We start from the raw sequence: 25143 nt of genomic DNA, 5'->3' as shown, positions 1-25143 counted from the left end.
TTAGACGACCATGAGTGTGGAAACTCAAAAAGAAACCCTGGGCTTCCAGACCGAGGTGAAGCAACTGCTGCACCTGATGATCCATTCGCTGTATTCGAACAAGGAAATCTTCCTCCGTGAGTTGATTTCCAACGCCTCGGATGCCGCCGACAAGCTGCGTTTCGAAGCGCTGGCCAAGCCGGAGCTGCTCGAAGGCGGCGCCGAACTGAAGATCCGCCTGAACTTCGACAAGGACGCCAAGACCGTCACCCTCGAAGACAACGGCATTGGTCTGAGCCGCGAGGAGGCGATTGCCCACCTCGGCACCATCGCCAAGTCCGGCACCGCCGACTTCATGAAGAACCTCACCGGCGACCAGAAGAAGGATTCGCACCTGATCGGTCAGTTCGGTGTGGGCTTCTACAGCGCCTTCATCGTCGCCGACAAAGTCGACGTGTTCAGCCGTCGCGCCGGCCTGGCCGCCAGCGAAGGCGTGCACTGGTCGAGCAAGGGCGAGGGCGACTTCGAAGTCGCTACCGTCGAGAAAGCCGAGCGCGGCACCCGCATCGTCCTGCACCTGAAGGCCGGCGAAGAAGAGTTCGCCGATGGCTGGCGCCTGCGCAACATCGTCAAGAAGTACTCCGACCACATCGCCCTGCCGATCGAGCTGCCCAAGGAGCAGCACGCTGAAGAGGCCGACAAACCGGCCGAGCAGGAGTGGGAAACCGTCAACCGCGCCAGCGCGCTGTGGACCCGTGGCCGCACCGAGGTCAAGGACGAGGAATACCAGGAGTTCTACAAGCACGTCGCCCACGACTACGAGAACCCGCTGAGCTGGAGCCACAACAAGGTCGAAGGCAAGCTGGAATACACATCCTTGCTCTACGTGCCGGGCCGTGCGCCGTTCGACCTGTACCAGCGCGAAGCGCCGCGTGGCCTCAAGCTGTACGTGCAGCGCGTGTTCATCATGGACCAGGCCGACGAGTTCCTGCCGCTGTACCTGCGCTTCATCAAGGGCGTGGTCGACTCCAACGACCTGTCGCTCAACGTCTCCCGCGAGATCCTGCAGAAAGACCCGGTCATCGACTCGATGAAGACGGCGCTGACCAAACGCGTGCTGGACATGCTGGAGAAGCTGGCGAAGAACGAACCCGAGCAGTACAAGACCTTCTGGAAAAACTTCGGTCAGGTACTCAAGGAAGGCCCGGCGGAAGACTTCGCCAACAAGGAGAAGATCGCCAGCCTGCTGCGCTTCGCCTCCACCGCCGGCGATGATGGCGAGCAGTCCGTGGCCCTGGCCGACTACCTGGCCCGCGCCAAGGAAGGCCAGGACAAGATCTACTTCCTCACCGGCGAAACCTACGCCCAGGTGAAGAACAGCCCGCACCTGGAAGTCTTCCGCAAGAAAGGCATCGAAGTGCTGCTGCTCACCGACCGTATCGACGAGTGGCTGATGAGCTACCTGAGCGAATTCGACGGCAAGAGCTTCGTCGACGTGGCCCGTGGCGACCTCGACCTCGGCAAGCTGGACTCGGAAGAGGACAAGAAAGCCCAGGAAGAAATCGCCAAGACCAAGGAAGGCCTGGTCGAGCGCCTGAAAGGCGCGCTGGGCGAGCAGGTTGCCCAGGTGCGCGTGTCGCACCGGCTGACCGACTCGCCGGCGATCCTCGCCATCGGCGAGCAGGACCTGGGCTTGCAGATGCGCCAGATCCTCGAAGCCAGCGGGCAGAAAGTGCCGGACTCCAAGCCAATCTTCGAGATCAACCCGGCCCACCCGTTGATCGAGAAGCTGGACGCCGAGCCGGACGAAGCGCGCTTCGCCGACCTCTCGCACATCCTCTTCGACCAGGCCGCCCTGGCCGCCGGCGACAGCCTGAAAGACCCGGCTGCCTACGTGCAGCGCCTGAACAAGCTGCTGGTGGAACTCTCCGCCTGACGCTTGTTGCGTAACGACAAGGCCCGCTGCTGCGGGCCTTGTCGTTTCTGCATCGTATAACTGACCGGTAAGCCAGTTTTGCTGCTCCGGCCAGCGGATTTCACTGGCATTCAGCAATGCTGGCTCTTTACTATCGTCTGCCCTGGACGCCCCAGCCTGGCGTATCCGTGATGTTTTCTTGATGGATCAGCCATGTCTTATCTGACCAGCCTGTTTCTCGATGCCAGCGATCCCAATCTGTTTCTCTACGGCAGCTACAACCCTTGGTTGGTGGCGCTGTCGCTGCTGATCGCGATTTTTGCCTCGGGCATGGCCCTGCAGGTGGCGGGCATGGCGCGCCTCAGCGACAACCGCCTGTATCGGCAGGTGGCGATCACCACCGGCTCGCTGGCCCTGGGCGGCGGCGTCTGGTCGATGCACTTTATCGGCATGCTGGCTTTCCAATTGTGCGCGCGGGTGGATTACGCGCCGAGCCTGACGCTGCTGTCGCTGCTGCCCAGCCTGTTTGCCTCCTGGATCGCCTTGCAGCTGCTGGCACGGCGCAGCATCAGCAGCACGCAGCTGATCACCAGCGGTGTGCTGGTGGGGGCCGGTATCGGCGCCATGCACTACAGCGGCATGGCGGCCATGCAGATGGCGCCGCTGCTGCGCTACGACCCCTACTGGTTTGCCCTGTCGATTGTGGTGGCGGTGGTGTTGGCGATTCTCGCCCTGTGGGTGCGCTTCGGCCTGCGCGGGCGAATTTCCGGGGGCAAGGCGATTCTCGCCAGCGGCGTGGTCATGGGCCTGGCCATCGCCGGCATGCACTACACCGGCATGGCGGCGGCGCGCTTCATCGGCAGCGTCGAGCCGCTGGATCAGCAGAACAACGCAGACAGTGTGTTCATTGCCCTGGCCGTGGCTCTGGCTACCGTGTCGCTGACCATCTTCGTCGCGGCAGCCAACGGCCTGCTGCGTTATCGCCAGTTGTACCGGCAGATGCAGGGCAGTGAGTCGCGCCTGCGGGCGATTCTGGAAACCGCGGTGGACGGCATCGTCATCATCGATGAGCGCGGCTTGATCGAGGGGCTCAACACGGCTGCCGAGCGCCTGTATGGCTGGAGCAAAGCAGAACTGGTTGGCCGGCATATCAATACGGTGATTCCTGCGAGCTACCACCAGGGCGCCCTGGACTACCTGCCCAGGGTGATGCGCGAGGGCCAGAGCGACATCGTCGGCGGCAGCCGCGAGGTGGAGGCGCAGCTCAAGGACGGCAGCCTGTTGCCGATCCGCCTGGCCATTGGCCTGGCCAACCTGCCGGGCAAGACCCTGTATGTCGGGTTCATCAGTGACATCAGTGAACGCAAGGCCATGGAGCAGGCCCTGCGCGAGAGCGAGCAGCAGTACCGCTCGCTGATCGGCAATATCCCCGGGGTGTCGTTCCGCTGCTTGCTGGACGATAACTGGAGCATGCTGTTCATCAGTGATGCAGTGGAGAAGTTGACGGGCTGGACGGCGGCCGACTTCATGAGTCGGCACAAGTCGATCAACGAGCTGTACCACCCCGAGGATTTTCAGCGGGTGGCGGATGAAGTGCTGGCGGCGGTCGCCCTGGGGCGTAACTACACCGTCGAATACCGCCTCTACGACCGCCAAGGTACGGAACATTGGATCTGGGAAAGTGGCAGCGCGGTGCTCGACGAGCGCGGTGAGCCGAAATGGATCGACGGTGTGCTGCTCGACATCACCGAAAGCAAGCTGCGTAACGCCGAATTCGAGAGCACGGTGAACGCCATCCGCCGTGCACTGGCGGTGATCGAGTTCGATCTGCAGGGCCACATCCTCGACGCCAACCAGAACTTCCTCGATCTGATGGGTTATCAGCTGGACGAGATCCAGGGCCAGCACCATCGCATGTTCTGTGAGCAGGCGTATGTCGAAAGCCCGCAGTACGTGGCGTTCTGGGCGCACCTGGGGCGTGGCGAGCTGGACGCCGGCGAATATCTGCGTCTGGGCAAGGGTGGGCGCGAGGTATGGATTCAGGCCTCCTACAACCCGATCTTCGATGCCGACGGCAAGCCGTTCAAGGTGGTCAAATTCGCTACCGACCTCAGTCAGCGCCGCGAGATGGAAGAAGCCTTGCGCGAGGCCAAGAACGTCGCCGAGCAGGCCGCCGAGGCCAAGACCACCTTCCTGGCCAACATGAGCCACGAGATCCGCACGCCGATGAACGCCATCATCGGCTTTACCGAACTGCTGCTCGGCGGTTCGCTGGACAGCCTGCAGCGCCGCCACCTGGGCACCGTACGCCAGGCTGCGCGCTCGTTGCTGGGGTTGCTCAACGACATCCTCGACACCGCCAAGCTGGAGCGCGGCGCGGTGGAGCTAGAGTGCGTGGACTTTTCCCTGCTCGAGCTGTGCCAGCAGATCTGCAACTCCCTGCGCCTGAGCGCCGAGGCCAAGGGCCTGACCCTGGAGCTGGATTATCCGGCCGAGCTGGGCGAGCACTTCAAGGGCGACCCGCTACGCATCCAGCAGGTGCTGACCAATCTGGTGGGCAACGCGGTGAAGTTCACCGAGCGCGGCTGGGTGCGCCTGGAACTGCGAGCCGGGCAGGACGACGAAGTGCATTTCGCCGTGCGCGACAGCGGCATCGGCATCGCCGCCGATCGCTTGCAGCGCATCTTCGACCCGTTCGCCCAGGCCGATGCGAGCATGAGCCGGCGCTTTGGCGGCACCGGCCTGGGTACCACCATCGCCCGCCAGCTGACCGAGCTGATGGGCGGGCGCATCGAGGTCGAAAGCCAGCTGGGCGAGGGCAGCAGCTTCCATGTCTGGCTGCGCCTGCCGGCCGGTGTCGCCACCTCGCACGAACCGACTGCCAGCGGCCTCGGCCTGCCGCCGCTGCGCATCCTCGCCGCCGACGACGTGCCGCAGAACCTCGAATTGCTCAGCCTGATTCTTGAGCGCCTGGGGCATCAGGTGGTCACCGCCTATGACGGCGAGGAGGCGCTGGCTGCGTACTTTGCCGGTCGCTTCGATCTGTTGCTGATGGACGTGCAGATGCCGCGCGTGGATGGCCTGGAAGCCACCCGGCGGATTCGCCGGCACGAACAGGTCAATGGCCTTCAGCCGACGCCGATCATCGCCCTGACCGCCAGCGTGCTGGAACAGGACCGGCGCGCCGCGCGTGAGGCGGGCATGGACGGATTCGCCTCCAAGCCGCTGGAGATGGACAAGCTGCTGGCCGAGATCGCCGCCGTCACCGGCTTGGCGGCGGCAGTCCCGTTGCGGCCGCTGACGCTGGCGGAGGACGTACCGGAAACCGCCATCGACTGGCCGCGCGGGGTGCAGCTGTGGGGCAGTGACACGGCGCTGCTGGCGGCCATCCGGCGTTTTCTTGATGAGCATGCCAACGTGGCCAGGCAGATCGCCACCTTGCTCCAGGGTGGCGAGCAAGTCGCAGCCACCGAGCTGACCCATCGCGTGCGCGGTGCTGCCGCCAACCTGGCATTGCTGCCGCTGAGCCGCCTGGCCGGGCAGCTGGAGCATGCACTCAAGGGCGCAGTGCCGGCTTCGACTGAGGAACTGCTGGCCAAGCTGAAGCAGGCCCTGGCCAGTCTGCCTGCGGTGCTGCCGGAGCTGGCGGCGGCGCTAGACAAGCCCGTCGCCAGCGCAGTAGAACTGTTGCAGCTGCGCCCGCTGATCGAGCAGGCCCGTGCCGCTCTGCAGCATGGCGAGCTGGCCGAGCAGGCTCTGCAGCCGTTGCTTGCCGCGCTGCCGGCTGAGCGGGCACAGGCCCTCGACGCAGCGATCAACGATTTCGATTTTGAGCGTGCTGCTGTTTTGCTTGCCGAGTTGCTCGGCTGGCTCGAGCAGCAGCCCGGAGGTACGCAAACATGAACGAAGCCGTCGATAGCCGTCCCAAGCTGTTGCTGGTCGACGACGAGCCGACCAACCTGCAGGTGTTGCGGCAAGTCCTGCAGGACGACTATCGCCTGTTCTTTGCCAAGGACGGCGACAAGGCCCTCGAATTGGCTGAGCGTGAGAGCCCGGATCTGATTCTGCTCGACGTGATGATGCCCGGCATGACCGGTTACGAGGTCTGCACCCGGCTCAAGCAGAGTGAAGCGACGGCGGTCATTCCGGTGATTTTCGTTACCGCCCTGGCCGATGTTGAAGACGAGGCGCGGGGTTTCGAGGTCGGTGCGGTGGACTACATCACCAAGCCGATCAGTCCACCGATCGTCCGCGCCCGCGTGCGCACCCACCTGTCGCTGGTGCGGGTCGACGAACTCAAGCAAACCCGCCTGCAGATCGTCCAGCGCCTCGGCCTGGCCGCCGAATACAAGGACAACGAGACCGGCCTGCACGTGATCCGCATGAGCCATTACTCGCGCGTACTGGCCCTGGCCGCCGGCTTCAGCGAGCTGGCCGCCGACGACCTGCTCAACGCCGCGCCCATGCACGACGTGGGCAAGATCGGCATCCCCGACGCCATCCTGCAGAAGAACGGCAAGCTCGACGATGCCGAGTGGCAGGTGATGCGCCAGCACGCGCAGATCGGCGCCGACATCATCGGCGAGCACCCCTCCGGCCTGCTGCAGATGGCCCGTAGCATCGCCCTGACCCACCATGAGAAATGGGATGGCAGCGGCTATCCCAATGGCCTCAAGGGCGAAGACATTCCTCTTGCCGGACGCATTGTCGCCATCGCCGACGTGTTCGACGCACTGACCAGCGTGCGGCCCTACAAAGCGGCCTGGTCGGTGGAAGAGGCACTGGAGCTGCTACGGCGCGAGAGCGGCAAGCATTTCGATCCACAGCTGGTCGAGCTGTTTCTCGGCTGCATGCCGCAGATCCTGCTAATCAAGGAGCGCTGGGCGGAAGCTCAATAAGACGGTTACAGGCCGAGCGCGCTGAGGCTCGGATGGTCTTCCGGGCGGCTGCCCAGCGGCCAGTGGAACAGCCGATCCTCGGCGCGGATGGCCAGATCGTTGATGCTGGCGTGGCGCTCGCGCATCAGGCCGTGTTCATCGAATTCCCAGTTTTCGTTGCCGTAGGAGCGGAACCACTGGCCGTTGGCGTCATGCCACTCGTAGGCGAAGCGCACGGCGATGCGGTTGTCGGTGAACGCCCAGAGCTCCTTGATCAGGCGGTATTCCTGCTCGCGTTGCCATTTACCAGCGAGAAACGCGCGGATCTGTTCACGGCCCACCGGGAACTCGTTGCGGTTGCGCCAGCGGCTGTCGACTGTATAGGCCAGGGCCACGCGCTCGGGGTCGCGGCTGTTCCAGCCGTCTTCGGCCATGCGCACTTTCTGCATGGCACTGTCGCGGGTAAAGGGCGGCAGGGGTGGGCGTTGCTCGGCATGGCTCATGGCACGGTCCTGATGTGGGTTAGAGATCGAGTAGCAGCGGTTTGTCGCCGGCCGGTATGGCGCAGCAGATCAATACCTCACCGGCGGCGGGCGCTTCGGCGGGTGGCATGGGGTAGTGCACCTGGCCACCGAGCAGGCGGGTGCGGCAGGTGCCGCAGGAGCCGCCGCGGCAACTGAATTCCGGGTTCAGGCCGCGGCTCTCGGCCAGCTCCAGCAGGCTGCCGCTGCCGGGTGTCCAGCGGGCTTCCTTGGCTGAGTGCTGGAACAGCACGGCAACCGGCGTGGTGGCGGCTGGCGGTTGCTCCGGCGCCGGGGCTGCCTGGCTGACCTGGCGGCGCAGGCTCGACGGGCCGAAGGTTTCCGCATGGATGCGTTCATCGCCGATGTTCAGCGCGCGCAGGCCGTCGTACAGGTCCTGGGTGAAGGCACTCGGCCCGCACAGGTAGAAGTCGAAGTCGTCGAAAGGCAGCAGGTGCCTGAGCAGGTCGATATCGATGCGTCCGCTCAGCTCGAAGTCCTCGCCCTCGCTGGCGTGCGCTTCCGGCTGGCTGAGCAGGCGCACGGCCTGGATCGCCTCGCCGCCGCGCTGCAGCAAGGTCTGCAGCTCCTCGCGAAAGGCCAGATCGGCCAGCTGCCGGGCGCTCTGGACGAACCACACCCGTCGCGAGCGACGCAGGCGCAGATTCTGGTAGATCACCTCGCGCAGCATCGCCAGCAGAGGCGTGACCCCAACCCCGGCGGCCAGCAGCACCAAAGGCCGGCGCTGCTCGGCGTCGAGGCTGAAGCGGCCCTGCGGCGCGCGGCATTCGAGCAGGCTGCCGACGTCGATCTGCTCGTGCAGGTAGGTCGAGACCAGGCCCTCGCGCTTGACGCTGATGCGCAGGAAGTGGTCGGACGGTGCGCTGCTCAGGCTGTAGGTGCGGATCAGCGGCTGCGCCTGGCCGGGGATGCGCAGGCGCAGCGGCAGATGCTGACCGGCCTGGAAAATCGGCAAGCCGGCGCCATCGTCCGGCTCCAGATAGAAGGAACGGATGCTGGCGCTTTCCTCGACGATGCGTGCCACCCGCAGCGTGCGCCATTGCTCGCGCAAGGCTTCGGCAGCCAGGCGCGCTTCGGCCTCGCTCCAGCTGCCGGTCATCAGGCTGTTCGGCGAGTAACCCTCGAATTGCCAGCGCAGCCTGAGTGCGGCGGGGCGCCGTACCAGTTGCTCGACATCCAGCTGCCAGAGCCGCTCCGCGCCCTGGAAGGCGGTGATCTGCGGGACTTCGAGAATCAGTTCGGTGCGCCCGCTGAGCTGCAGCAGATCGCCGCTGGCAAAGTCGATGAACAGCAGTCCGGCACGTGGGTTAATCAGCAGATTGCCGAGGGTGTTGAAGTGCAGATTGCCGGCGAAGTCGGGAATGGTCAGACGATTGCCCTGCACGCGCACGAAGCCGCTCTGCCCGCCGCGATGGGAAACATCCACCGAGCGGCTGCCGTCGGCGTGTTCGACATAGCTGGCGACGAAGAAGGTATCGGCTTGGCCGATCATTGCGCGGGCGGCGTCATCCAGCGTGTCGCGCTGTTCGGCCGGCGCGCTGGCAGCGGCCGGTACCTGGGGTTGAAGCTGCAACTGGCGTAGCTGGATGTATTGCGGGCAGTTGCCGAAGGCATGTTCGACCGCGATGCTCAGGCCGTTATCGCCATGCTGCTCGACTGTGCCATTGACCCGGTTGCGCCGCCGCGTGTGCAGCTCGATGCCGAGCAGGCCGACCGCTGCACCGGCCTGCAGGGCACGGGCTGCGGGGTCGCTGGGCTGTGGCGAGGTATCCAGCTGCAGCCGGCGTGGATCAGGCGAGTGGGCAAAGCCCGCTGCGCCTTCGAGAATACTGGCCCAGGGGCGGCCTTCGGCATCCACCGTCCCCAGCAAAATGAACGGCAGTTGTCGGTAGAAATTGCGGTGCTGATCCGGCATGTAATCGCGGATCACCTTGCTGCCGAACACCGCCATGCGCTCGGCGACCCCAAGGCTGGCTTGCAGCTGCTGCTCCCCGGCATGCCAGGGCGAAGAGCTGGGTTCGGGAGGCAGGTTCATATGCGGTCTCCATAAACAGGGAGAAACTGGCCAGCGTGCTATCGCGGCGCTGGCCAGGCCCGATGGACTCAGGCGCTCTGCAGGCCGATAGCCGTACGCTGCATCGGTACGAAACCGGGCAGGGCTTCGATGCGCGCCAGCCAGGCACGAACATGCGGATAGTCGGCCAGCGACACGTTGCCTTCCGGGGCATGGGCGATATAGGTATAGCCGGCCACGTCGGCCAGGGTCGCCTGGTCGCCGGCGAGGAACGCGCTGGCGCTCAGCTCCTGATCCATGACCTTGAGCAGGGCGTGGGAGCGGGCAATGGTTTCCTCGGCGTTGTACGGCGCGCCAAATACGGTGATCAGGCGGGCAGTGGCCGGCCCCGAGGCGATTTGCCCGGCGGCGACCGAGAGCCAGCGCTGTACCTTGGCAGCGGCCAGCGGCTCGCTCGGCAGCCAGCGGCCGTTGCCGTATTTCTGCGCCAGGTAGACCAAGATGGCGTTGGAGTCGCTGAGCACGGTGCCGTTATCGTCGATCACCGGCACCTGGCCGAAGGAGTTGAGGGCGAGGAACTCCGCCTGCTTGTGCGCGCCCTTGGCCAGGTCGACGAAGACCAGTTCGGTGGGCAGGTTGAGCAGCGAGAGCAGCAGCTCGACGCGATGGGCATGGCCCGAGAGGGGGTGACGGTAAAGTTTGATCGGATTGTGCGACATGCTGGGCTCCGCGCTTGAGTGAGTGAGGGTTCAGCGGGCCGGGGTTACCTGAGTGGGCCGCGCTGATGGGAGCCATACTCCACCTAAGCGTGAATCAGCAGAATCACCAAAAATCACAATCCTTTATTTCAGTAACTGCAAGAAAGCCATGTGGCACGGCGCCAGGCCGCGCTGCTGTGCTCAGCGCAGCGCCGGGTGTTGTCGCAGCTGCTGGCTGGCGAAGTCGACAAAGCTGCGCACCCGCGCGGCAGCCTTGCGGCCTTCGCGATAGGCCAGGTGCACGGGCACGGCGGCCGGTTCGAAGGCTTGCAGCACCCGCACCAGATGGCCCTGGGCGAGCTGCTCATGCACCTGATAGTTCATGCAGCGGGTCAGCCCGGCATGCCGGCAGGCGGCGGCGATGGCGGCCTGGTTGGTGGCACAGCTCAGGCGTGGGCGCAGGGCAATGTTGAGAGGCGTGGCGCCCTCGCGAAAGCGCCACTCGGGCAGGCGGGCGTCGGCGCTGGAGTGAACGACCGCATGACTGCGCAGCTCCTCGGGATGCTGCGGCGTGCCCTGCGCAGCCAGGTAGCCCGGGCTGGCGCAGACAATCCGGCGGATGTCGCCGACCCTGACGGCGAACAGCGAGGAGTCAGCCAGCTCGCCGGCCAGCATGGCCACGTCCATCCCTTCTTCGTGCAGATTGGGAAAGCGGTCCATAAAGTGGGCAAAGACCTGCACCTCGGGATAGTCGTGCAAGTAGTCCAGCACGATGGGCATCAGCAGTTGCTGGCCAAACAGCAACGGCGAGGCCAGGTGCAAATGGCCGCGTGGCTGGGCATGCAGGCCGCAGGCGGAGGCTTCGGCGTCGCTGACATCCTGCAGGATGCGGCGACAGTCATGGGCAAAGCGCTCGCCAGCCGCGCTGAGGCTGACGCCGCGTGTGCTGCGTTGCAGCAAGGTGACGCCCAGACGGTTTTCCAGTGAGGCCAGGGCGCGGGTCACGGTCGGCGCGGAGATCTCCAGGCGGCGCGCTGCCGCTGCCAGGCTCAGCTCGCTGGCCACCGCCAGAAATACGCTCATCTCATGATGGCGATCCATGTCAGCCCTTGCGCCCTGGGTTGAGAGCGAGATCCTGGCTCAGGCGGGCGGCGCAGAAATCGACGAAGCTGCGCACCTTGGCGCTGATCTTGCGCCCGCCCTGATAGACCACGTGGATGGGCAGCGGCGGCTGCTCGAAGTCTTGCAGGACGACTTCCAGCTCGCCGGCGGCAACTTTGCCGGCCACCTGATAAGAGAGTACGCGGGTCAATCCCCAGCCCAGGCAGGCCGCATTGATCGCGGCCTGGTTGGCGGTGACGATCAGGCGCGGCTCGGTACGCACGCTCACGGGGCCATCGACGCCGGCGAAGTGCCAGTCGCTGAGCAGGTGACTGGCAGACGACATGACGATGCGGTGTTGCTGCAGTTGCTCGGGATGCTGCGGGTGGCCATGGTCGGCCAGGTAAGCAGGTGAGGCGCAGATGACCTGGCGCACTTCACCGACCTTGACGGTGTGCAGGCCGCTGTCGGGCAGATTGCCGATGCGGATGGCCACGTCGATACCATCGTCGACCATGCTGACCACCCGATCGACCAGCAGAGCCTTGATGTTCACCGCCGGGTATTCGTTCAGGTAATCGACCATCACCGGGGTGACATAGAGCTCGCCAAACAGCACCGGCGCGGTGAGGGTGAGTTGCCCGCGTGGCACGGCATGGCTGCCGGCGGCCGACTCTTCGGCTTCCTCCAGTTCGGCGAGGATGCGCCGGCAATCTTCCACGTAGCGCTGACCGGCTTCGGTGATATGCACGCTGCGCGTGGTGCGGGCCAGCAGCAGGGTGCCGATGCGTTCTTCCAGGGCCGCCACGGCGCGGGTCACGCTGGGCGGCGACAGGTTCAGGCGGCGCGCCGCAGCGGCGAAACTTTGTTCCTCGGCGACGGCGAGAAACACCTGCATTTCCTGGAATCTGTCCATGGGCGGCTCCTTGTAGGCCAGCAAGTGTGGTCGATTAATTCCACTGGCTGCAATTGTTCCTTGCAAAAAGCGCCTGTTCTTGTCCGTTTCTTGTTTCCTTAGAGTGATTCCACGTCGACGGCATGACCGTCGACGGCGACCCGATCACCTCATCAGAGTCCTAAGGAAACGCCCCATGAACCTGAAAAAATCCGTTATCGCCAGCTCCCTGGCCGCCGCACTGACCCTGGGTGCCGGTGCACTGCTGACCGTCACCAGCAGCTACGCCTACGACGAGACCTCTACCTCTGCCATCAACGTCGATGCCCAGGCCGTCATCCTCAAGGGCTATGACAGCGTGGCCTATTTCAGCAAAGGCATGCCGACCCTCGGTGACAAGCGCTTCGCCGCCAAACATGACGGCGCCACCTACTACTTCGCTTCCGCGGAAAACCTGCAGAAATTCCAGGCCAATCCGAGCCAGTACGCCCCGCAGTACGGCGGTTATTGCGCCATGGGCGCAGCGCTGGGCAAGAAGCTCGACGTGGATCCGACCCAGTTCAAAGTGGTCGACGGCAAGCTCTATCTGAACGTCAACGCCGATGTGTTCCAGAAGTGGTCGCAGGACGTGGCGGGCAACATTCAGAAGGCCGAGGTCAACTGGCCGCTGATCAAGGACAAGGCCGCCAACACCCTGTAACCCCTGAACGGCCTGGCGCCATCGGGCGCCAGGCCGGTTCACTTGCTTGAGGAATGCAGCATGAGTGCTCGTCCGCTTCTATCCCGTCTGCTTGGCTTGCTCAGCAGCGCTCCGCTGTTGCTGGCGCGCCTGTTTCCCGGTGCGCTGTTCTGGCAGTCCGGCCGTACCAAGGTCGATGGCTGGCAACTGAGTGATAACGCGCTGTACCTGTTTCAGGAGGAGTATCGCTTGCCACTGTTGGCGCCCAGTACTGCGGCCTGGTTGGCGGTGGGTGCCGAGCATCTGTTGCCATTGCTGCTTCTGCTGGGCCTGGCCACGCGCTTGGCGGCGCTCGGTCTGCTGGGTATGACCCTGGTGATTCAGACCCTGGTCTATCCCGATGCCTGGGCTACCCACGGCACCTGGGCGGTGGCTTTGCTGCTGTTGATCCGTCACGGCGGCGGACGACTCTCCATCGACCACCTGATCGCCAGCGCCTGGCGGCGTCGGCAGCATCCGCACAGTGCCTGCCAGCAGGTCATGGCGGGTGAGAGTGAGGCATTTGCCGAGCAGATTCAGAGGCTGGGGCAATGATCGAGCTGTACACCGCCAATACGCCGAACGGCGTAAAGGTGCCAATTGCTCTGGAGGAACTTGGCCTCGACTATCGGCTGATCAAGCTCGATCTGGCCGCCGGTGAGCAGAAGCGTCCGGCATTTCTGGCGCTTAACCCGAATGGCCGCATTCCGGTCATCGTCGATCTCGACGGGCCGGGCGGGCAACCGATCTCGGTGTTCGAGTCCGGGGCCATCCTCTTGTACCTGGCGCAGAAAGGCGCAGGGCTGCTGCCAGAGAACGCCTTCGCCCGCTGGCGTGCCCTGGAATACCTGTTTCTGCAGGTCTCCGCCGTTGGCCCGATGTTCGGCCAGGCGGGCTGGTTTCTGCGTTCGGCTGCACAACCGATTGCTGTGGCTATCGAGCGCTATCGCAGCGAGGCCGTGCGCCTGACCGAGGTACTCGAGGCACGTCTGAACGAACAACCCTGGTTGGCGGGTGCCGAGTATTCGCTGGCCGACATCAGCCATTTCGGCTGGTTGCGGGTGGCGGATTACGCCGGTGTCGAACTTTCCCGTTTTCCCGCGGTGCAGGACTGGGTGGCGCGTATCAGCGCTCGCCCGGCGGTGCAGCGGGCGTTTGCCAGGCTGCAGTGAGCCTGGCGTTACCCTTGATTGCATGAGGAATTGCATATGGATCGTCGTACCTTCAACGCCACGCTGGCGCTGTCTCTGACCAGTGCCTTGCTGGCCAGCGTCACCAGCGTCAGTGCCGCGTCAACTGCGGTCAACGCCGGTAAGGAAAAGTGCTACGGCATCTCCCTGGCCGGGCAGAACGATTGTGCCGCCGGCCCCGGAACATCCTGTGCCGGAACGTCCAAGGTCGACTACCAGGGCGATGCCTGGAAGCTGGTGCCCACAGGCACCTGCACCACCATCGTGACGCCCAAGGGCACGGGTTCGTTGACTCCGCTCAAGCGCAGCTAGGAAACGTCGATGAACTGCAAACCACTGCAAGCGGGCGCCGGTGTGGCGTTCAAGCCGCAGTATTTCGAGGCTCTGCTGGCCGATCCACAGCGGCTGGACTTTATCGAGATCCATGCCGAGAACTACTTCGGCGCAGGTGGTTTGCTGCATGCGCAGATGGGCGCCTTGCGCGAACAACTGCCGCTTTCCGTGCACGGTGTCGGCTTGTCCCTGGGCGGCGCCCAGGCGCTGGATGCCGGGCATCTGCAACGGCTGGCCGAACTGTGCCGGCGCTATCAGCCGGTGTTGGTGTCCGAGCACCTGGCGTGGTCCGGTCATGCGGGCGTCTACCTCGGCGATTTGCTACCGATTGCCTATGACCGCGCGACTCTGGAGCGCCTGGTCGAGCATGTCGATCAGTTGCAGTGTGCGTTGCAGCGCGAGGTGCTGATCGAAAACCCGGCCGCTTGTCTGCGCCTGGCGCACAGCGAGATGAGCGAAGTCGAGTTTCTGCGCAGCCTGAGTCAGCGCAGTGGCTGCGGACTGCTGCTGGATCTGAACAACCTGCTGATCAGTAGCCACAACTGTGGCGGCGAGCCATGGGACTACCTGCGGCAGTTACCGGTGGAGCGAGTCGGTGAGGTGCATCTGGCCGGGCATACTCGCGTTGAGCTGCCCGATGGCGAGTCTGTGCTGGTGGATGAGCACGGCAGTGCGGTCGCCGATGCCACCTGGCAGCTGTATGCAGAATGGGTGCGCCACGCCGGCAAGTGCCCGACGCTGGTCGAATGGGATCGCAACCTGCCGAGCTGGCCGGTACTGGCAGCGGAGGCCGACTGTGTGCGCTCGTTGCAGTGTGTGCCCTTCATGCCAGAGGTCGCGCTGGACGTGCCGCTATGAATGCCAAGGATCAGGACGTATTTGCCCAGGCCCTGGACAGGCCCGAGGCCAGCATCCCCTGGCAACTGGGCAACCTGCCAGAGCAGCGTTTCGCTCAGCGCTTCAACATTCTGCGCAACACCGTGCATGCAGGGCGTATCGAGGCCTTGCGCCAAGTCTACCCGGCCGTGGAGCGGCTCCTGGGCGCGGACTATTTCACGGCGTTGGCGGCACTGTTCAGCCGTCAGCATCCGCCCTGCTCGGCGGTTCTGCATGAGTACGGTGCGCATCTGGCGGTGTTTATCGAACAGTTCCCACCCTTGGCCGACTGGCCTTTTCTGGCGGACGTTGCTCGCCTGGAGTGGGCCCGTTTGCAGGCCTTTCATGCTGCCGATGCGCTGCCCCTGCAACTTGGTGGCCTGGACGAGGAGGCGCTGCACCGCCTGCTGGATCTGCGTCTGCAATGGCACCCCAGCGTCACCTTGCTGCGCTCGACTTACCCGCTCTGGGCGCTGTGGTCCAGTGCAGAGCTGCCGCACGATAACTGGCCGGGCGAAAATGTCCTGGTCTGGCGCCAGGGGCTGCAGCTGATGACCCGTCAGGTGGATAACAGCAGCGCAGAGCTGCTTGAGCAGTTGCAGCAGCGCAGGTCTTTCAGCGAGGCAGCGCTGGTTTTGCAGCCGCATATGGATATAGAGCAGCTCTGTACGCGGTTCAGCATGCTCGTGTACTGGCAGGTTTTCAGCTAGGTGGTTGCGGCCGTGGCACTCAAGCAGGACGAGGCGGGGACGCAGTCCGAGTAGGGCTTGGCGCTGCAGGGAGAACCGCGGGGTTCAGTCCACGATGAGCGTATTGAAGAACTCCGCATAGGACTGCTGCAGCTGCACGTCCCGCAGGGCTTTCTCATAGCGGGCCAGGTACTGGTTGCCGTTCTGGCGGGAAAACACCGAGTACAGCTCCAGCTGTTGTTCGGGCATCGCCAGCACTTTGATCTGGGCCTGGTTGCCGAGTTTTTTCGCTTCGTATTGCAGGGCGTAGTCGTCAGGGAAGTAGAAGGCGTCGACGCGCCCGGCGGCGACCATCTTCAGGCCCTTGCCCATCACCCCATCGCCGCTCAGGGTTTGCAGCTGTAGTCGCGGGTCATTCAGCAGGGGCGAGCGATAGCCAGCCTGCCAGACGCCAATGCGCAGCGGCAGCAAATCCTCTACGGAGTGGATGGCAGTCAGGGGGTTGTCGGCCTGTACGGCCAGCACCGTTGAGGTGCTGAGCAGGGCCTGATGCGGGTAGAGAAAGCGCGCATCACGCTCCGCGTCCTTGGCCAGTAGCAGGATCATGTCCAGCTCGCCGCGTTCGAGCATGCGCAGCAGGCGTGGCAGCGGCATCTTGCTGTAGCTGACTTCGCCGACGGCCATGCGCGCGGCAATCTGCTCGAAATAGCTGATCGCTATCCCCGGATTGGCGGCGTTCGCGCCCAGCCCGGTATGTGGCGCCAGGTCGAAGTATCCAACGCGGAAAGGCTTGCTCTCGGCTTGGCAGGTTGTCGGTATGAACAGTGGTATCTGCAGGGTTAGAAGGATGGCGGCGAGCAGCTTTCTGGTGATGGTCATAAGGCTCTCTTGGGGGCGGTGCGCACTGAATCCGGGCAGATCTACTGGGCCCAGGCTGGCTCAGCTAAGCGTGGCTCCCTTCGACGGGCTCGGCAACTCGATGCGTTGCGATTCGCCCGGTACCTGCGGCCAGTCCCCGGCCGCCCAGCGCTGCTTGGCTTGCTCCAGCAGGGCCGGGTCGCTGGCGACGAAGTTCCAGAACATCCGCCGTGGCCCCAGCGGCTCGCCACCGATCAGTGCCAGGTGGCATTCGCCGCAGGCGCTGAGCAGCAGTTCCTCGCCTTCGGGCAGTACGGCCAGGCAGTGCCGGGGCAGTTCGGCGTCTTCCAGTCGGGCTTCGCCGTCGATCAGGTACAGCGCTCGCTCGCGCTGCTCGGCCGGGATCAGCAGGCTGGCGCCGGCCTGCAGCTTCAACTCGGCGTAGAGGGTCGGCGAGTGCATGGGCACGGGCGACTCGAGGCAGAAGCCTGCGCCGGCGATCAGGGTGATCTGCACGCCCATGGCTTCGCTGCGCGGCAGGCTGGCGGCCGGGTGATGGCTGTAGCTCGGCTCGCTCTGCTCAAGTTCCTGCGGCAGGGCCAGCCAGACTTGCAGGCCGTGCAGGCGTGAGCCGGTTTGGCGCAGCGCCTCGGGCGTGCGCTCGATATGAGCCACGGCGCGGCCGGCGGTCATCCAGCTGACATCGCCGGGACGCACGTGCTGATCCGAGCCGAGGCTGTCCTTGTGCTGCAGCTCGCCATCGAACAGGTAAGTGAGGGTGGATAGGCCGATATGCGGGTGCGGGTTGATGTTCATCCCGCTGCCGGGCGGGTAGGCCTGCTCCAGCATATGGTCGAAGAACACGAAGGGGCCGACGCTGCGGCACTTGGCCGAAGGCAGCGGGCGCAGGATCGGCTGGCCGGCGATGTCTTCCGCGCGCGGCTGGATCAGCAACAGGCTAGCCATCTCAGGCCTCATCGAGTTGGGTGGTGATCTGCACCTCACTGCTGGTCACCAGTTTGTGCACCGGGCACTTGTCGGCGATGCGCAGCAGCTGCTGGCGCTGGGCTTCATCCAGCGCACCGTGCAGATCCAGTTGTACGGCCAGGCGATAGATGCCCTGGCGCTCCTCGCTGTCGTCGCGGCTGACGTGCACATCCAGGCTCTCCAGCGGCATGCCTTTCTGCTTGGCGTAGAGCATCAGGGTCAGCGCCTTGCAGGCACCGATGGCGGCATCGAACAGGTCGTGAGGCTCGGGGCCGGAGGCCTCGCCGCCGAACTCGACGGGGACGTCGGTGTGCAGCAGGTGCTCACCGATTTCGATGCTATGGCGCAGGCCGTTCTCTGTGCTGATGCGGATCATGGGGCGCTCCCTGGCTCTTGGATGATGCCAAGAGCCTTGCATGCCTCGTCGATCCGCGCCAGTCGCCTTAGGCGATACGGAACTGCCCCACCAGCACCTGCAGCTCGCCGCCCAGGCGCGCCAGGTCGATGCTGGAGGCTGCGGTCTCTTCGCTGGCGGAGGCGGACTGCTCAGCCACGTCGCGGATGCTGGTGACACTGCGGCTGATGTCCATGGCCACGGCGCTCTGCTGCTCGGCGGCGGTGGCGATCTGCTGGTTGAGCTGCTGGATGTTTGACACCGCGTCGGTGATGGCACGCAGCGCCTGACCTGCCTGGTGCACGTCCTTTCTGGACTGCTCGGCGAGGTTGCTGCTCTTGTCCATCAGCTGCACGGCCTGCTCGGCGCCGCTCTGCAGGCGCCCGATCAGTTGTTCGATCTCGGCGGTAGAGCTCTGTGTGCGCACGGCCAGGGCGCGTACTTCGTCGGCGACCACGGCAAAGCCACGGCCCTGTTCGCCGGCGCGGGCGGCCTCGATGGCGGCGTTGAGCGCCAGCAGGTTGGTCTGTTCGGCCACCGCTTTGATCACGTCAAGCACGCCGCCTATGTTCTGGGTCTCCGCCTGCAGCTGGCCGATGGCCTCGGCCGACTGGCGTACCTCCTGGGTCAGGCTCTCGATGTGGGCGATGGTCTGGCCGATCACGCCGTCGCCCTGACGGGCGCGCTGGTCGGCCTGCTGCGCCGAATCGGAGGCGGTTTCCGCGTGGCGTGCCACTTCCTGCACCGTGGCCGTCATCTGCTGCATGGCGCTGGCCACCTGGTCGGTTTCCAGCTTCTGCTGGTTAATGCCGACGTTGCTCTGTTCGGTAACGGCAGACAGCTCTTCGGCAGCGGTGGCGATCTGGGTGATGCCGCTGGTCATTTGCTGCAGCAGCTGGCGCAGGCTGCGGGTCATGTCGCCCATGGCCAGCATCAGCTGGCCGATTTCGTCCTTGCGTCGGCCGTCCAGTTCGCCACTGAGGTCGCCGGAAGCGATGCGCTGGGCGGCGCTCACCGCGTGGCGCAGCGGTTGCACTATCAGGGTGCTGATCAGCCAGGTGGCCAGCACGCCGATGACGAAGGCCACGGCGGCGCTGATCAGGATCAGCCGCTCGGCCGTATTGCTTTGTCCTTCCAGGGCGCCCAAGTGTTCGTTATAGCTGCCGTCGGCGGCTTCCATCACCGCGCGGGCGCTGTCGCGCATCAGGCCTTCGGCCTCGCCGTAGGCGCCGCGGCTGGCGTGGTAGACGGCCAACTGCTGCTGATACTGCTGCAGCGCCTGTTCGGTTGCGGCCATCAGCTGTTGCTGCTGCTCGTTACCCAGTTGCTCGCGCAGCTGCGTGGCGCTCTGGCTCAGTGCCTGCAGCTCCTGCTCCAGGGCGGCGCCAGCCTGCTCGTCGCCGCGCAGCAGGCGGCGCTCGATGTCGCGGGCGGCGATCAGGCGTTGGTTCAGCGCGCCGGCGCCGCTGGCCAGGTTGAACACCTCCAGGGCCAGGCTGTCACCGCTGAATTCCAGCTGACCACGGGTGTCCTCGTCGAGGGTGGTGCGCAGCTTTTCGAGCCCCTGGCTGGCCTGCAGCGCGGCCTGGTTCATTGAGCTCTGCGCCTGATCGCGTTGGCGGTAGGCGCTGGCGAAGCCATCCAGGTGCTGGTCGTAGGCCTGGCTGTTGTCGCGTATACCTTGCAGCACCTGGATATGGGCCGGGTCGGTCTCGTCGTCCAGGTTGGCGCTGGCGATCTCGTCCAGCTTGGCGATGGCCGCGTGCGCCTTGCCGACATAGGCGTCGTCGTTGCGCAGGGCGAAGTCCTTCTCGTTGCGCCGGGCCTCGTATATATGCAGGTTGATAGCGGCCAGCTCGTTGGCTTCGAGGAAGCCTGCGTGCAGTCGGTTGAGGGCCAGGTAGCCGAGAGCGGCGATGGCCAGGGTAAGGGTCAAAACCAGGGAGAAGCCGAGGGCTAGCTTGTTGCGGGTTTTGAGATTGGCGAGTGCAGTGGTGAATGTCCCTGACATGCCAAGTGCTCCTGTGAAGCGTCTAATTAATGGCGTCACTAATGTGGCGGTGACTGATCACTATGGTGGCATTTGGCTATCTCTGGCAAGGAAGGAACGGAAAATGGCCGATATGTCGCCCCGTGAAATGACTGAGGCGACAGTGTCGGTGGCTAGGTGATTACACCAGCACGGATAGGCGCACATCGGCACCTAGCACCCGCTGCAGACGGCCGCTCTGATCGAGGATCGGCACCGAGACGGTAAAGCAGAAGTCATCGGTGGCCGAGGAGCGGTAGACCGGGGTGATGTGGCTGCGCAGGTCATCGGCCACCGTGCGGAACCAGGGGCGTTGGCTCCAGTTGCGCCCGCGGCAGCTGGGTGCGTCTTGATGCGGCACATCGCTGGCGAAGATGTTTTCCGAGAGCTGCACGCCATTGCTGTCGACCAGGTAGAACAGCTCGAAGCGCGGATCGCGGCGCAGGGTTTCGCCGAGCAGGTGTTCGGCCGTTGGCACATCGCCACGCAGCTGGGCGTGGCTGGCCAGTTGCTCGACGCTCGATTGCATCACCCGGTGCAGTTCCAGGCGAAAGCCGCCGAGGCCTTGCAGCAGGCGGTCGCCATCTTCGCGCACGGCCTGGCTGTGGCGCAGCACCTGGCCGGCCTTGCCGAGCAGGTCGCCGGCGACCTGGGCGATCTGCTGTACGTCGCCGTTGATCGAGCGCACGGCCTGGCCGATCTGCTCGGTGCCGGTGGCGATATGGCCGACGCGCTCGTCGAGACGGTCCATGGCCTGGCGCGTGCTGTCCAGCCCGGCGCCGACCTGCAGCATGCCCTGGCGGCCGTCGCCGACGGCCTGGTGCATGCGCGTGCCGGCATTGCCCAGTTGCTGCATGCCGGCGTGGAAGCGCTCGATGATGCTGCTGACCTGGCCGGTGGCTTCGGTGGTGTGGCCGGCCAGGCGGCGCACTTCCTCGGCGACCACGGCGAAGCCGCGGCCATGTTCGCCGGCGCGGGCGGCTTCGATGGCGGCGTTGAGGGCCAGTAGATTGGTCTGCTGGGAAATGCTGGCGATCACGCCGATGACCTTGCTGACTTCTTCCAGCTGGCTGCCGAGGTTGCCGATCACCTGGCTCAGGTCGGTTTCGCACTGGCCGATGGCTTCGACCTGGCGCAGCACGTCCTGGCCACTTTGCTGGCACTGGCGCAGGGTGCTGGCGACTTCGCCGGAGAGCCGCGCGACTTCGGCCGCGCCGGGCACCAGTTCGGCATCCAGGGTGGTGGTCACCTGTTCGCTGGCGCTGGCGATCAGCTCCGAGGATTGCGCCAGGCTCTGCCCGCTGGCTTGGTTGGCGCTGGCGATGCTGGCCAGTTGTGGGGCATGGGCGGCGATGCCGACGGCGGCGCCGAGGCTGGTGCGGATGCGCTGGTGCAGGCCGTCGCTGAAACGGTTGAGACGGCCCATCCAGGCCTGGCTTTCGATCAGCCGGCTGGTCAGGTCGTGTTGGTTGAACAGGGCGCTGAGGGCTTCTTCGTCCCGGGCGCGCTGGGTGGGTTTGCGCAGTAACTGCAGCATGCTGGATCTCCCTAAATGGTCTGCAGGGAGCTGTGCAAGCAGGGTGCCAGCATCTGTGCGCTGGTTCACAGGCTGCGTGTGCGCCGGGCGACACGAGTGGCGGGTTGGCTGCGCGTTCTACTTTGGTGCGTCGGGCTGATACCACAGCTCTTCGCGGGCGAAAGGGGTCAACTCCGGGAGGTCGGGGTTCTGCAGTTCGATGACCTGCCGCTTGTCCAGTTGCGCCCGGCGGATGGTCGCACCGTGATGGCTGTCGAACAGTTGGTCGAAACTGCCGTCGGCGATCATCCGCTCCAGGCCGCGCTCGATATCCGCGGCCAGATCGGCCCGCGCCCGCGAGGTGAAGAAGTAGAAGGCGGTGGGGTAGTGCAGTACCACATGTTCATCCACCGCCAACTGCAACCCTTGTTGATTGGCGCGGGCCTGCTCGTCCCAGGCCACCACCACTTCCCGTGGGAACAGGTCGAAGCGCCCGGCATTGAGCATGCGGAACAGGCTCGCGTAGCTCTGGCTGGTGACCACCTGCAGGCCATTGCTGCGCAGGATGGCGGTGTCCGGCCAGTCGCTGCGCTGGCCGAAACGCATGGGCTTGAGATCGGCCAGGCTGCGTACGGACTTCAGCCAGTGGCGGTCTTCCTCGCGCACCAGGGCCACGCGCCAGCCGATCAGGCCCTTGTAGATGGGGATGCGGATCGGCAGGAGGACCTGCTCGCGCTCCTTGGTGGTCATGGTCCACATCAGCTGCACGCTGTTGTCGTTCTGCTCCAGCGACTGCTGCGCGCGGCTCTGCGGCATGGCCAGGCTGGAGGGCACCAACTGGTGGCCGGCGCCACTCTTGTCGAGGGCCTGGCGCAGCAGTTCGACCACATAGGCCTCGGGGTCGGCATCGCTGGAGTGCAGCGGGTAGACCAGGCGCTCGCCGGCCAGCAAGGGGCCACAGCAGAGCAGGGCAAGCAGCGCGAGCAGACGAGGCATTGGATGACTCATGGACAGTGGCTTTGTTGCTCAGCATGGCTGCTCGCGGGGCTGCTGGCCAGTTGGCCGGCGAATGTCATGGGCAGGTTCGACGGACGTTGGCTTGTCATCAGCCTGTCATGCTTTGGTCATAGGCTCGCGCCATCCCAAACAAGGAGTACGAGATGAAAGTGTTGAGCCTGACTGCCCTGGCCCTGAGCCTGGCATCCAGCCTGGTGATGGCCGATGTGCGTGTCGAGGGGCCGATCGAGTACGGCGTGTTCGCCACCCAGTTCAAGGACCCGCAACCGGGTGAGCGGGTGTTGACCCGCGCCAACCAGCAGATCCAGCAGACGGAACAGGTACCGGCCCAGCTGGGTACCAAGTTCGGCATGCGCTATCGCCTGGCCGGCAAAACGGAAAGCGGTGAGCCGCTGACTCTGATGTACTTCACTCCGGGGCTGGTCGGGCCGGATGGCCGGCGCCAGGACAAGATCGAGGTGCTACAGAAGCTGGCTCCCGGTGCGGAGCAGGACGTGATGGCCTTCGAGTTCACCGAACGTCATGAAGTGGTGCCGGGGGAGTGGCGTTTCATGGTGTTCCAGGGTGATCGCAAGCTGCTGGAGCAGGGCTTCCTGGTGCGCTGATTCACTGCGTTGTAGATAAAGCCCGATCGTTTACGCGGTCGGGTTTTTCTATGCGCGGTTGGCAAGGCTGACAGAAAACAAAACGGCGCCCTTAGGCGCCGTTTTGCGTGGGGCTGAGTGATCAGCCCTTGTAGCGTTGCAGGACCAGGGTGGCGTTGGTGCCACCGAAGCCGAAGCTGTTGCTCATCACGGTGTTCAGTTCGGCATTCTCGCGGGTCTGGCACAGGATCGGCAGGTCGGCCACTTCCGGGTCCAGTTCGTCGATGTTGGCCGAGCCGGCGATGAACTTGCCTTCCATCATCAGCATGCAGTAGATCGCCTCCTGCACGCCGGCAGCGCCCAGGGAGTGACCGGACAGGCTCTTGGTCGAGCTAATCGGCGGTGCCTTGTCACCGAACACTTCACGCACGCCGCGGATTTCCGCGACATCGCCCACCGGGGTGGAGGTGCCGTGGGTGTTCAGGTAGTCGATCGGGCCATCGACGGTGGCCAGCGCCTGCTGCATGCAGCGGATTGCGCCTTCGCCGCTCGGGGCGACCATGTCGTAGCCATCGGACGTGGCGCCGTAGCCGACGATTTCGGCGTAGATCTTGGCGCCGCGCTTGAGTGCGTGTTCCAGTTCCTCGACCACCACCATGCCGCCACCGCCGGCGATGACGAAACCGTCACGCTTGGCATCGTAGGCGCGCGAGGCCTTCTCCGGGGTTTCGTTGTACTGGGTGGAGAGGGCGCCCATGGCGTCGAACAGGCAGCTCTGGGTCCAGTGTTCTTCCTCGCCACCGCCGGCAAACACGATGTCCTGCTTGCCCAGCTGGATCTGTTCCATGGCTTGGCCGATGCAATGCGCGCTGGTGGCGCAGGCCGAGGAAATGGAGAAGTTCACACCCTTGATCTGGAACGGCGTGGCCAGGCAGGCCGACACGGTGCTGCCCATGGTGCGGGTGACACGGTATGGGCCAATGCGCTTGACGCCTTTTTCGCGCAGGGTATCGAAGGATTCCATGAGGTTGTGCGTGGAGGCACCGCCTGAGCCGGCAATCAGGCCGGTACGCGGGTTGGAAACCTGCTCGGGGGTGAGGCCGGAGTCCTTGATCGCCTGTTCCATCGACAGGTAGGCATACGCCGCAGCATCGCCCATGAAGCGCAGGACCTTGCGGTCGATCAGCTCTTCGAGGTTGAGGTCGACCGAACCCGATACCTGGCTGCGCAGGCCCATTTCTGCGTAGGCCGGATTGAAGCGGATGCCCGCCTTGCTGGCACGCAGGTTGGCGGAAACGGTGTCTTTGTCATTGCCCAGGCAGGAAACGATGCCCAGACCGGTGATCACGACGCGGCGCATGCGAAAAATCCTTTAGAAACTGTCGGTAGAGGTGAACAGGCCAACACGCAGGCCTTCGGCACTGTAGATCTCGCGGCCATCGACGCTGACGGTGCCGTCGGCGATGCCGAGGATCAGCGAGCGGTTGATGGTGCGTTTGATATGGATGTTGTAGGTGACTTTCTTGGCGGTGGGCAGCACCTGGCCGAAGAACTTCACTTCACCCGAACCCAGGGCGCGGCCGCGGCCGGGGTTGCCCTGCCAGCCGAGGTAGAAGCCGACCAGCTGCCACATGGCGTCGAGGCCCAGGCAACCTGGCATCACCGGGTCACCTTCGAAGTGGCAACCGAAGAACCACAGGTCCGGATTGATATCGAGCTCGGCGACGATTTCGCCTTTGCCATACTTGCCGCCGGTTTCGCTGATGTGGGCGATGCGGTCGATCATCAGCATGTTCGGGGCGGGCAGTTGCGCGTTACCCGGGCCGAACAGCTCGCCGCGGCTGCAGCGCAGCAGATCTTCCCGGGTAAAGGCGTTTTGCTTGGTCATGCGAGCTCCTCAATGGCCCCGCCGCACGGGGCTATGTGTTACA

Annotated in this window: 21 protein-coding genes and 3 pseudogenes; 10 read left to right on the top strand and 14 right to left on the bottom strand. The window is 64.7% G+C overall.

Features of this window, described 5'->3' with window-relative positions:
* Positions 1–10 precede the first annotated feature (10 nt).
* The 3 genes from htpG (at position 11) to LRS11_RS17560 (ending at position 6792) form a co-directional block, all read left to right on the top strand.
* Positions 11–1915: a molecular chaperone HtpG gene (htpG, locus tag LRS11_RS17570; RefSeq protein WP_260494173.1), complete on the top strand. Its 1905-nt coding sequence runs from the start codon at positions 11–13 to the stop codon at positions 1913–1915.
* Positions 1916–2107: 192 nt separating this feature from the next.
* Positions 2108–5797: a PAS domain S-box protein gene (locus LRS11_RS17565; protein ID WP_260494172.1), complete on the top strand. Its 3690-nt coding sequence runs from the start codon at positions 2108–2110 to the stop codon at positions 5795–5797.
* The gene (locus tag LRS11_RS17560) at positions 5794–6792 is read left to right on the top strand and encodes a two-component system response regulator (RefSeq protein WP_260494171.1); all 999 of its coding nucleotides are present in this window, start codon (positions 5794–5796) and stop codon (positions 6790–6792) included. The genes LRS11_RS17565 and LRS11_RS17560 overlap by 4 nt, the downstream gene beginning before the upstream one ends.
* A 5-nt stretch (positions 6793–6797) precedes the next feature.
* On the opposite strand, the gene LRS11_RS17555 is transcribed toward LRS11_RS17560, so the two are convergent.
* The 5 genes from LRS11_RS17555 to LRS11_RS17535 all read right to left on the bottom strand — a co-directional run bounded on the left by LRS11_RS17555 (position 6798) and on the right by LRS11_RS17535 (position 12042).
* The gene (locus LRS11_RS17555) at positions 6798–7274 is read right to left on the bottom strand and encodes a nuclear transport factor 2 family protein (protein WP_260494170.1); all 477 of its coding nucleotides are present in this window, start codon (positions 7272–7274) and stop codon (positions 6798–6800) included.
* Between the two features lie 19 nt (positions 7275–7293).
* Positions 7294–9348: a pyridoxamine 5'-phosphate oxidase family protein gene (locus LRS11_RS17550; RefSeq protein ID WP_260494169.1), complete on the bottom strand. Its 2055-nt coding sequence runs from the start codon at positions 9346–9348 to the stop codon at positions 7294–7296.
* A 68-nt stretch (positions 9349–9416) separates the two neighbouring features.
* The gene (locus LRS11_RS17545; RefSeq protein ID WP_260494168.1) at positions 9417–10046 is read right to left on the bottom strand and encodes a glutathione S-transferase; all 630 of its coding nucleotides are present in this window, start codon (positions 10044–10046) and stop codon (positions 9417–9419) included.
* Positions 10047–10226: 180 nt separating this feature from the next.
* Positions 10227–11126: a LysR substrate-binding domain-containing protein gene (locus LRS11_RS17540; RefSeq protein WP_260494167.1), complete on the bottom strand. Its 900-nt coding sequence runs from the start codon at positions 11124–11126 to the stop codon at positions 10227–10229.
* A 1-nt stretch (position 11127) separates the two neighbouring features.
* Positions 11128–12042, bottom strand: coding sequence for a LysR family transcriptional regulator (locus tag LRS11_RS17535; RefSeq protein WP_260494166.1), 915 nt, complete (start codon positions 12040–12042; stop codon positions 11128–11130).
* 175 nt (positions 12043–12217) lie between these two features.
* Between LRS11_RS17535 and LRS11_RS17530 the strand changes: the two genes are divergently transcribed.
* The 6 genes and pseudogenes from LRS11_RS17530 (at position 12218) to LRS11_RS17505 (ending at position 15848) form a co-directional block, all read left to right on the top strand.
* Positions 12218–12721 carry a YHS domain-containing (seleno)protein gene (locus tag LRS11_RS17530; protein ID WP_260494165.1) on the top strand — a complete coding sequence of 168 codons (504 nt, stop codon included), beginning with the start codon at positions 12218–12220 and terminating at the stop codon, positions 12719–12721.
* A 60-nt stretch (positions 12722–12781) separates the two neighbouring features.
* Positions 12782–13204 (top strand): annotated as a pseudogene (locus LRS11_RS17525) (DoxX family protein); the annotation flags it as partial.
* Between the two features lie 86 nt (positions 13205–13290).
* A complete protein-coding gene (locus tag LRS11_RS17520) occupies positions 13291–13911 on the top strand; it encodes a glutathione S-transferase family protein (RefSeq protein WP_260494163.1) in 621 nt (206 codons plus the stop codon).
* A gap of 36 nt (positions 13912–13947) precedes the next feature.
* A complete protein-coding gene (locus LRS11_RS17515; RefSeq protein ID WP_260494162.1) occupies positions 13948–14241 on the top strand; it encodes a DUF2282 domain-containing protein in 294 nt (97 codons plus the stop codon).
* Between the two features lie 9 nt (positions 14242–14250).
* Positions 14251–15120 carry a DUF692 domain-containing protein gene (locus tag LRS11_RS17510; protein ID WP_260494161.1) on the top strand — a complete coding sequence of 290 codons (870 nt, stop codon included), beginning with the start codon at positions 14251–14253 and terminating at the stop codon, positions 15118–15120.
* Positions 15117–15848 (top strand): DNA-binding domain-containing protein, encoded by a 732-nt coding sequence (locus tag LRS11_RS17505; RefSeq protein WP_260494160.1) that lies wholly within the window; start codon positions 15117–15119, stop codon positions 15846–15848. Before LRS11_RS17510 ends, LRS11_RS17505 begins: the two co-directional genes overlap by 4 nt.
* 84 nt (positions 15849–15932) lie before the next feature.
* On the opposite strand, the gene LRS11_RS17500 is transcribed toward LRS11_RS17505, so the two are convergent.
* The 7 genes and pseudogenes from LRS11_RS17500 to LRS11_RS17475 form a co-directional block, all read right to left on the bottom strand.
* Entirely contained in the window at positions 15933–16706 is a 774-nt protein-coding gene (locus tag LRS11_RS17500; protein WP_260494159.1) for an ABC transporter substrate-binding protein, read from the bottom strand.
* A 60-nt stretch (positions 16707–16766) separates the two neighbouring features.
* On the bottom strand, positions 16767–17651 hold the full coding sequence (locus LRS11_RS17495) for a pirin family protein (RefSeq protein ID WP_260494158.1): 885 nt from the start codon (positions 17649–17651) through the stop codon (positions 16767–16769).
* Position 17652: 1 nt separating this feature from the next.
* A complete protein-coding gene (locus LRS11_RS17490) occupies positions 17653–18048 on the bottom strand; it encodes an OsmC family protein (RefSeq protein WP_260494157.1) in 396 nt (131 codons plus the stop codon).
* A gap of 67 nt (positions 18049–18115) precedes the next feature.
* The gene (locus tag LRS11_RS22555; protein ID WP_409519821.1) at positions 18116–18832 is read right to left on the bottom strand and encodes a methyl-accepting chemotaxis protein; all 717 of its coding nucleotides are present in this window, start codon (positions 18830–18832) and stop codon (positions 18116–18118) included.
* Between the two features lie 141 nt (positions 18833–18973).
* A pseudogene (locus LRS11_RS22550) lies at positions 18974–19246 on the bottom strand (HAMP domain-containing protein); the annotation flags it as partial.
* A gap of 991 nt (positions 19247–20237) precedes the next feature.
* Positions 20238–21125, bottom strand: a pseudogene (locus tag LRS11_RS22545) (methyl-accepting chemotaxis protein); the annotation flags it as partial.
* A gap of 624 nt (positions 21126–21749) precedes the next feature.
* Positions 21750–22607 (bottom strand): ABC transporter substrate-binding protein, encoded by an 858-nt coding sequence (locus LRS11_RS17475; protein ID WP_260494154.1) that lies wholly within the window; start codon positions 22605–22607, stop codon positions 21750–21752.
* 164 nt (positions 22608–22771) lie between these two features.
* Here LRS11_RS17475 and LRS11_RS17470 point away from each other — a divergent pair, with 164 nt between their 5' ends.
* On the top strand, positions 22772–23233 hold the full coding sequence (locus LRS11_RS17470; protein WP_260494153.1) for a DUF3859 domain-containing protein: 462 nt from the start codon (positions 22772–22774) through the stop codon (positions 23231–23233).
* 121 nt (positions 23234–23354) lie between these two features.
* Here the strand turns inward: LRS11_RS17470 and fabB are convergent, their stop codons facing one another.
* Positions 23355–24572 (bottom strand): beta-ketoacyl-ACP synthase I, encoded by a 1218-nt coding sequence (gene fabB / locus LRS11_RS17465; RefSeq protein ID WP_260494152.1) that lies wholly within the window; start codon positions 24570–24572, stop codon positions 23355–23357.
* 12 nt (positions 24573–24584) lie between these two features.
* Positions 24585–25100, bottom strand: coding sequence for a 3-hydroxyacyl-[acyl-carrier-protein] dehydratase FabA (gene fabA / locus LRS11_RS17460; protein WP_260494151.1), 516 nt, complete (start codon positions 25098–25100; stop codon positions 24585–24587).
* Positions 25101–25143 lie beyond the last annotated feature (43 nt).

It is taken from the genome of Pseudomonas sp. J452 (assembly GCF_024666525.1).
Classification (GTDB): Bacteria; Pseudomonadota; Gammaproteobacteria; order Pseudomonadales; family Pseudomonadaceae; genus Aquipseudomonas.
Note: the sequence above shows the minus strand (reverse complement) of the source record. Positions and strands in the feature narration are given on the sequence as shown.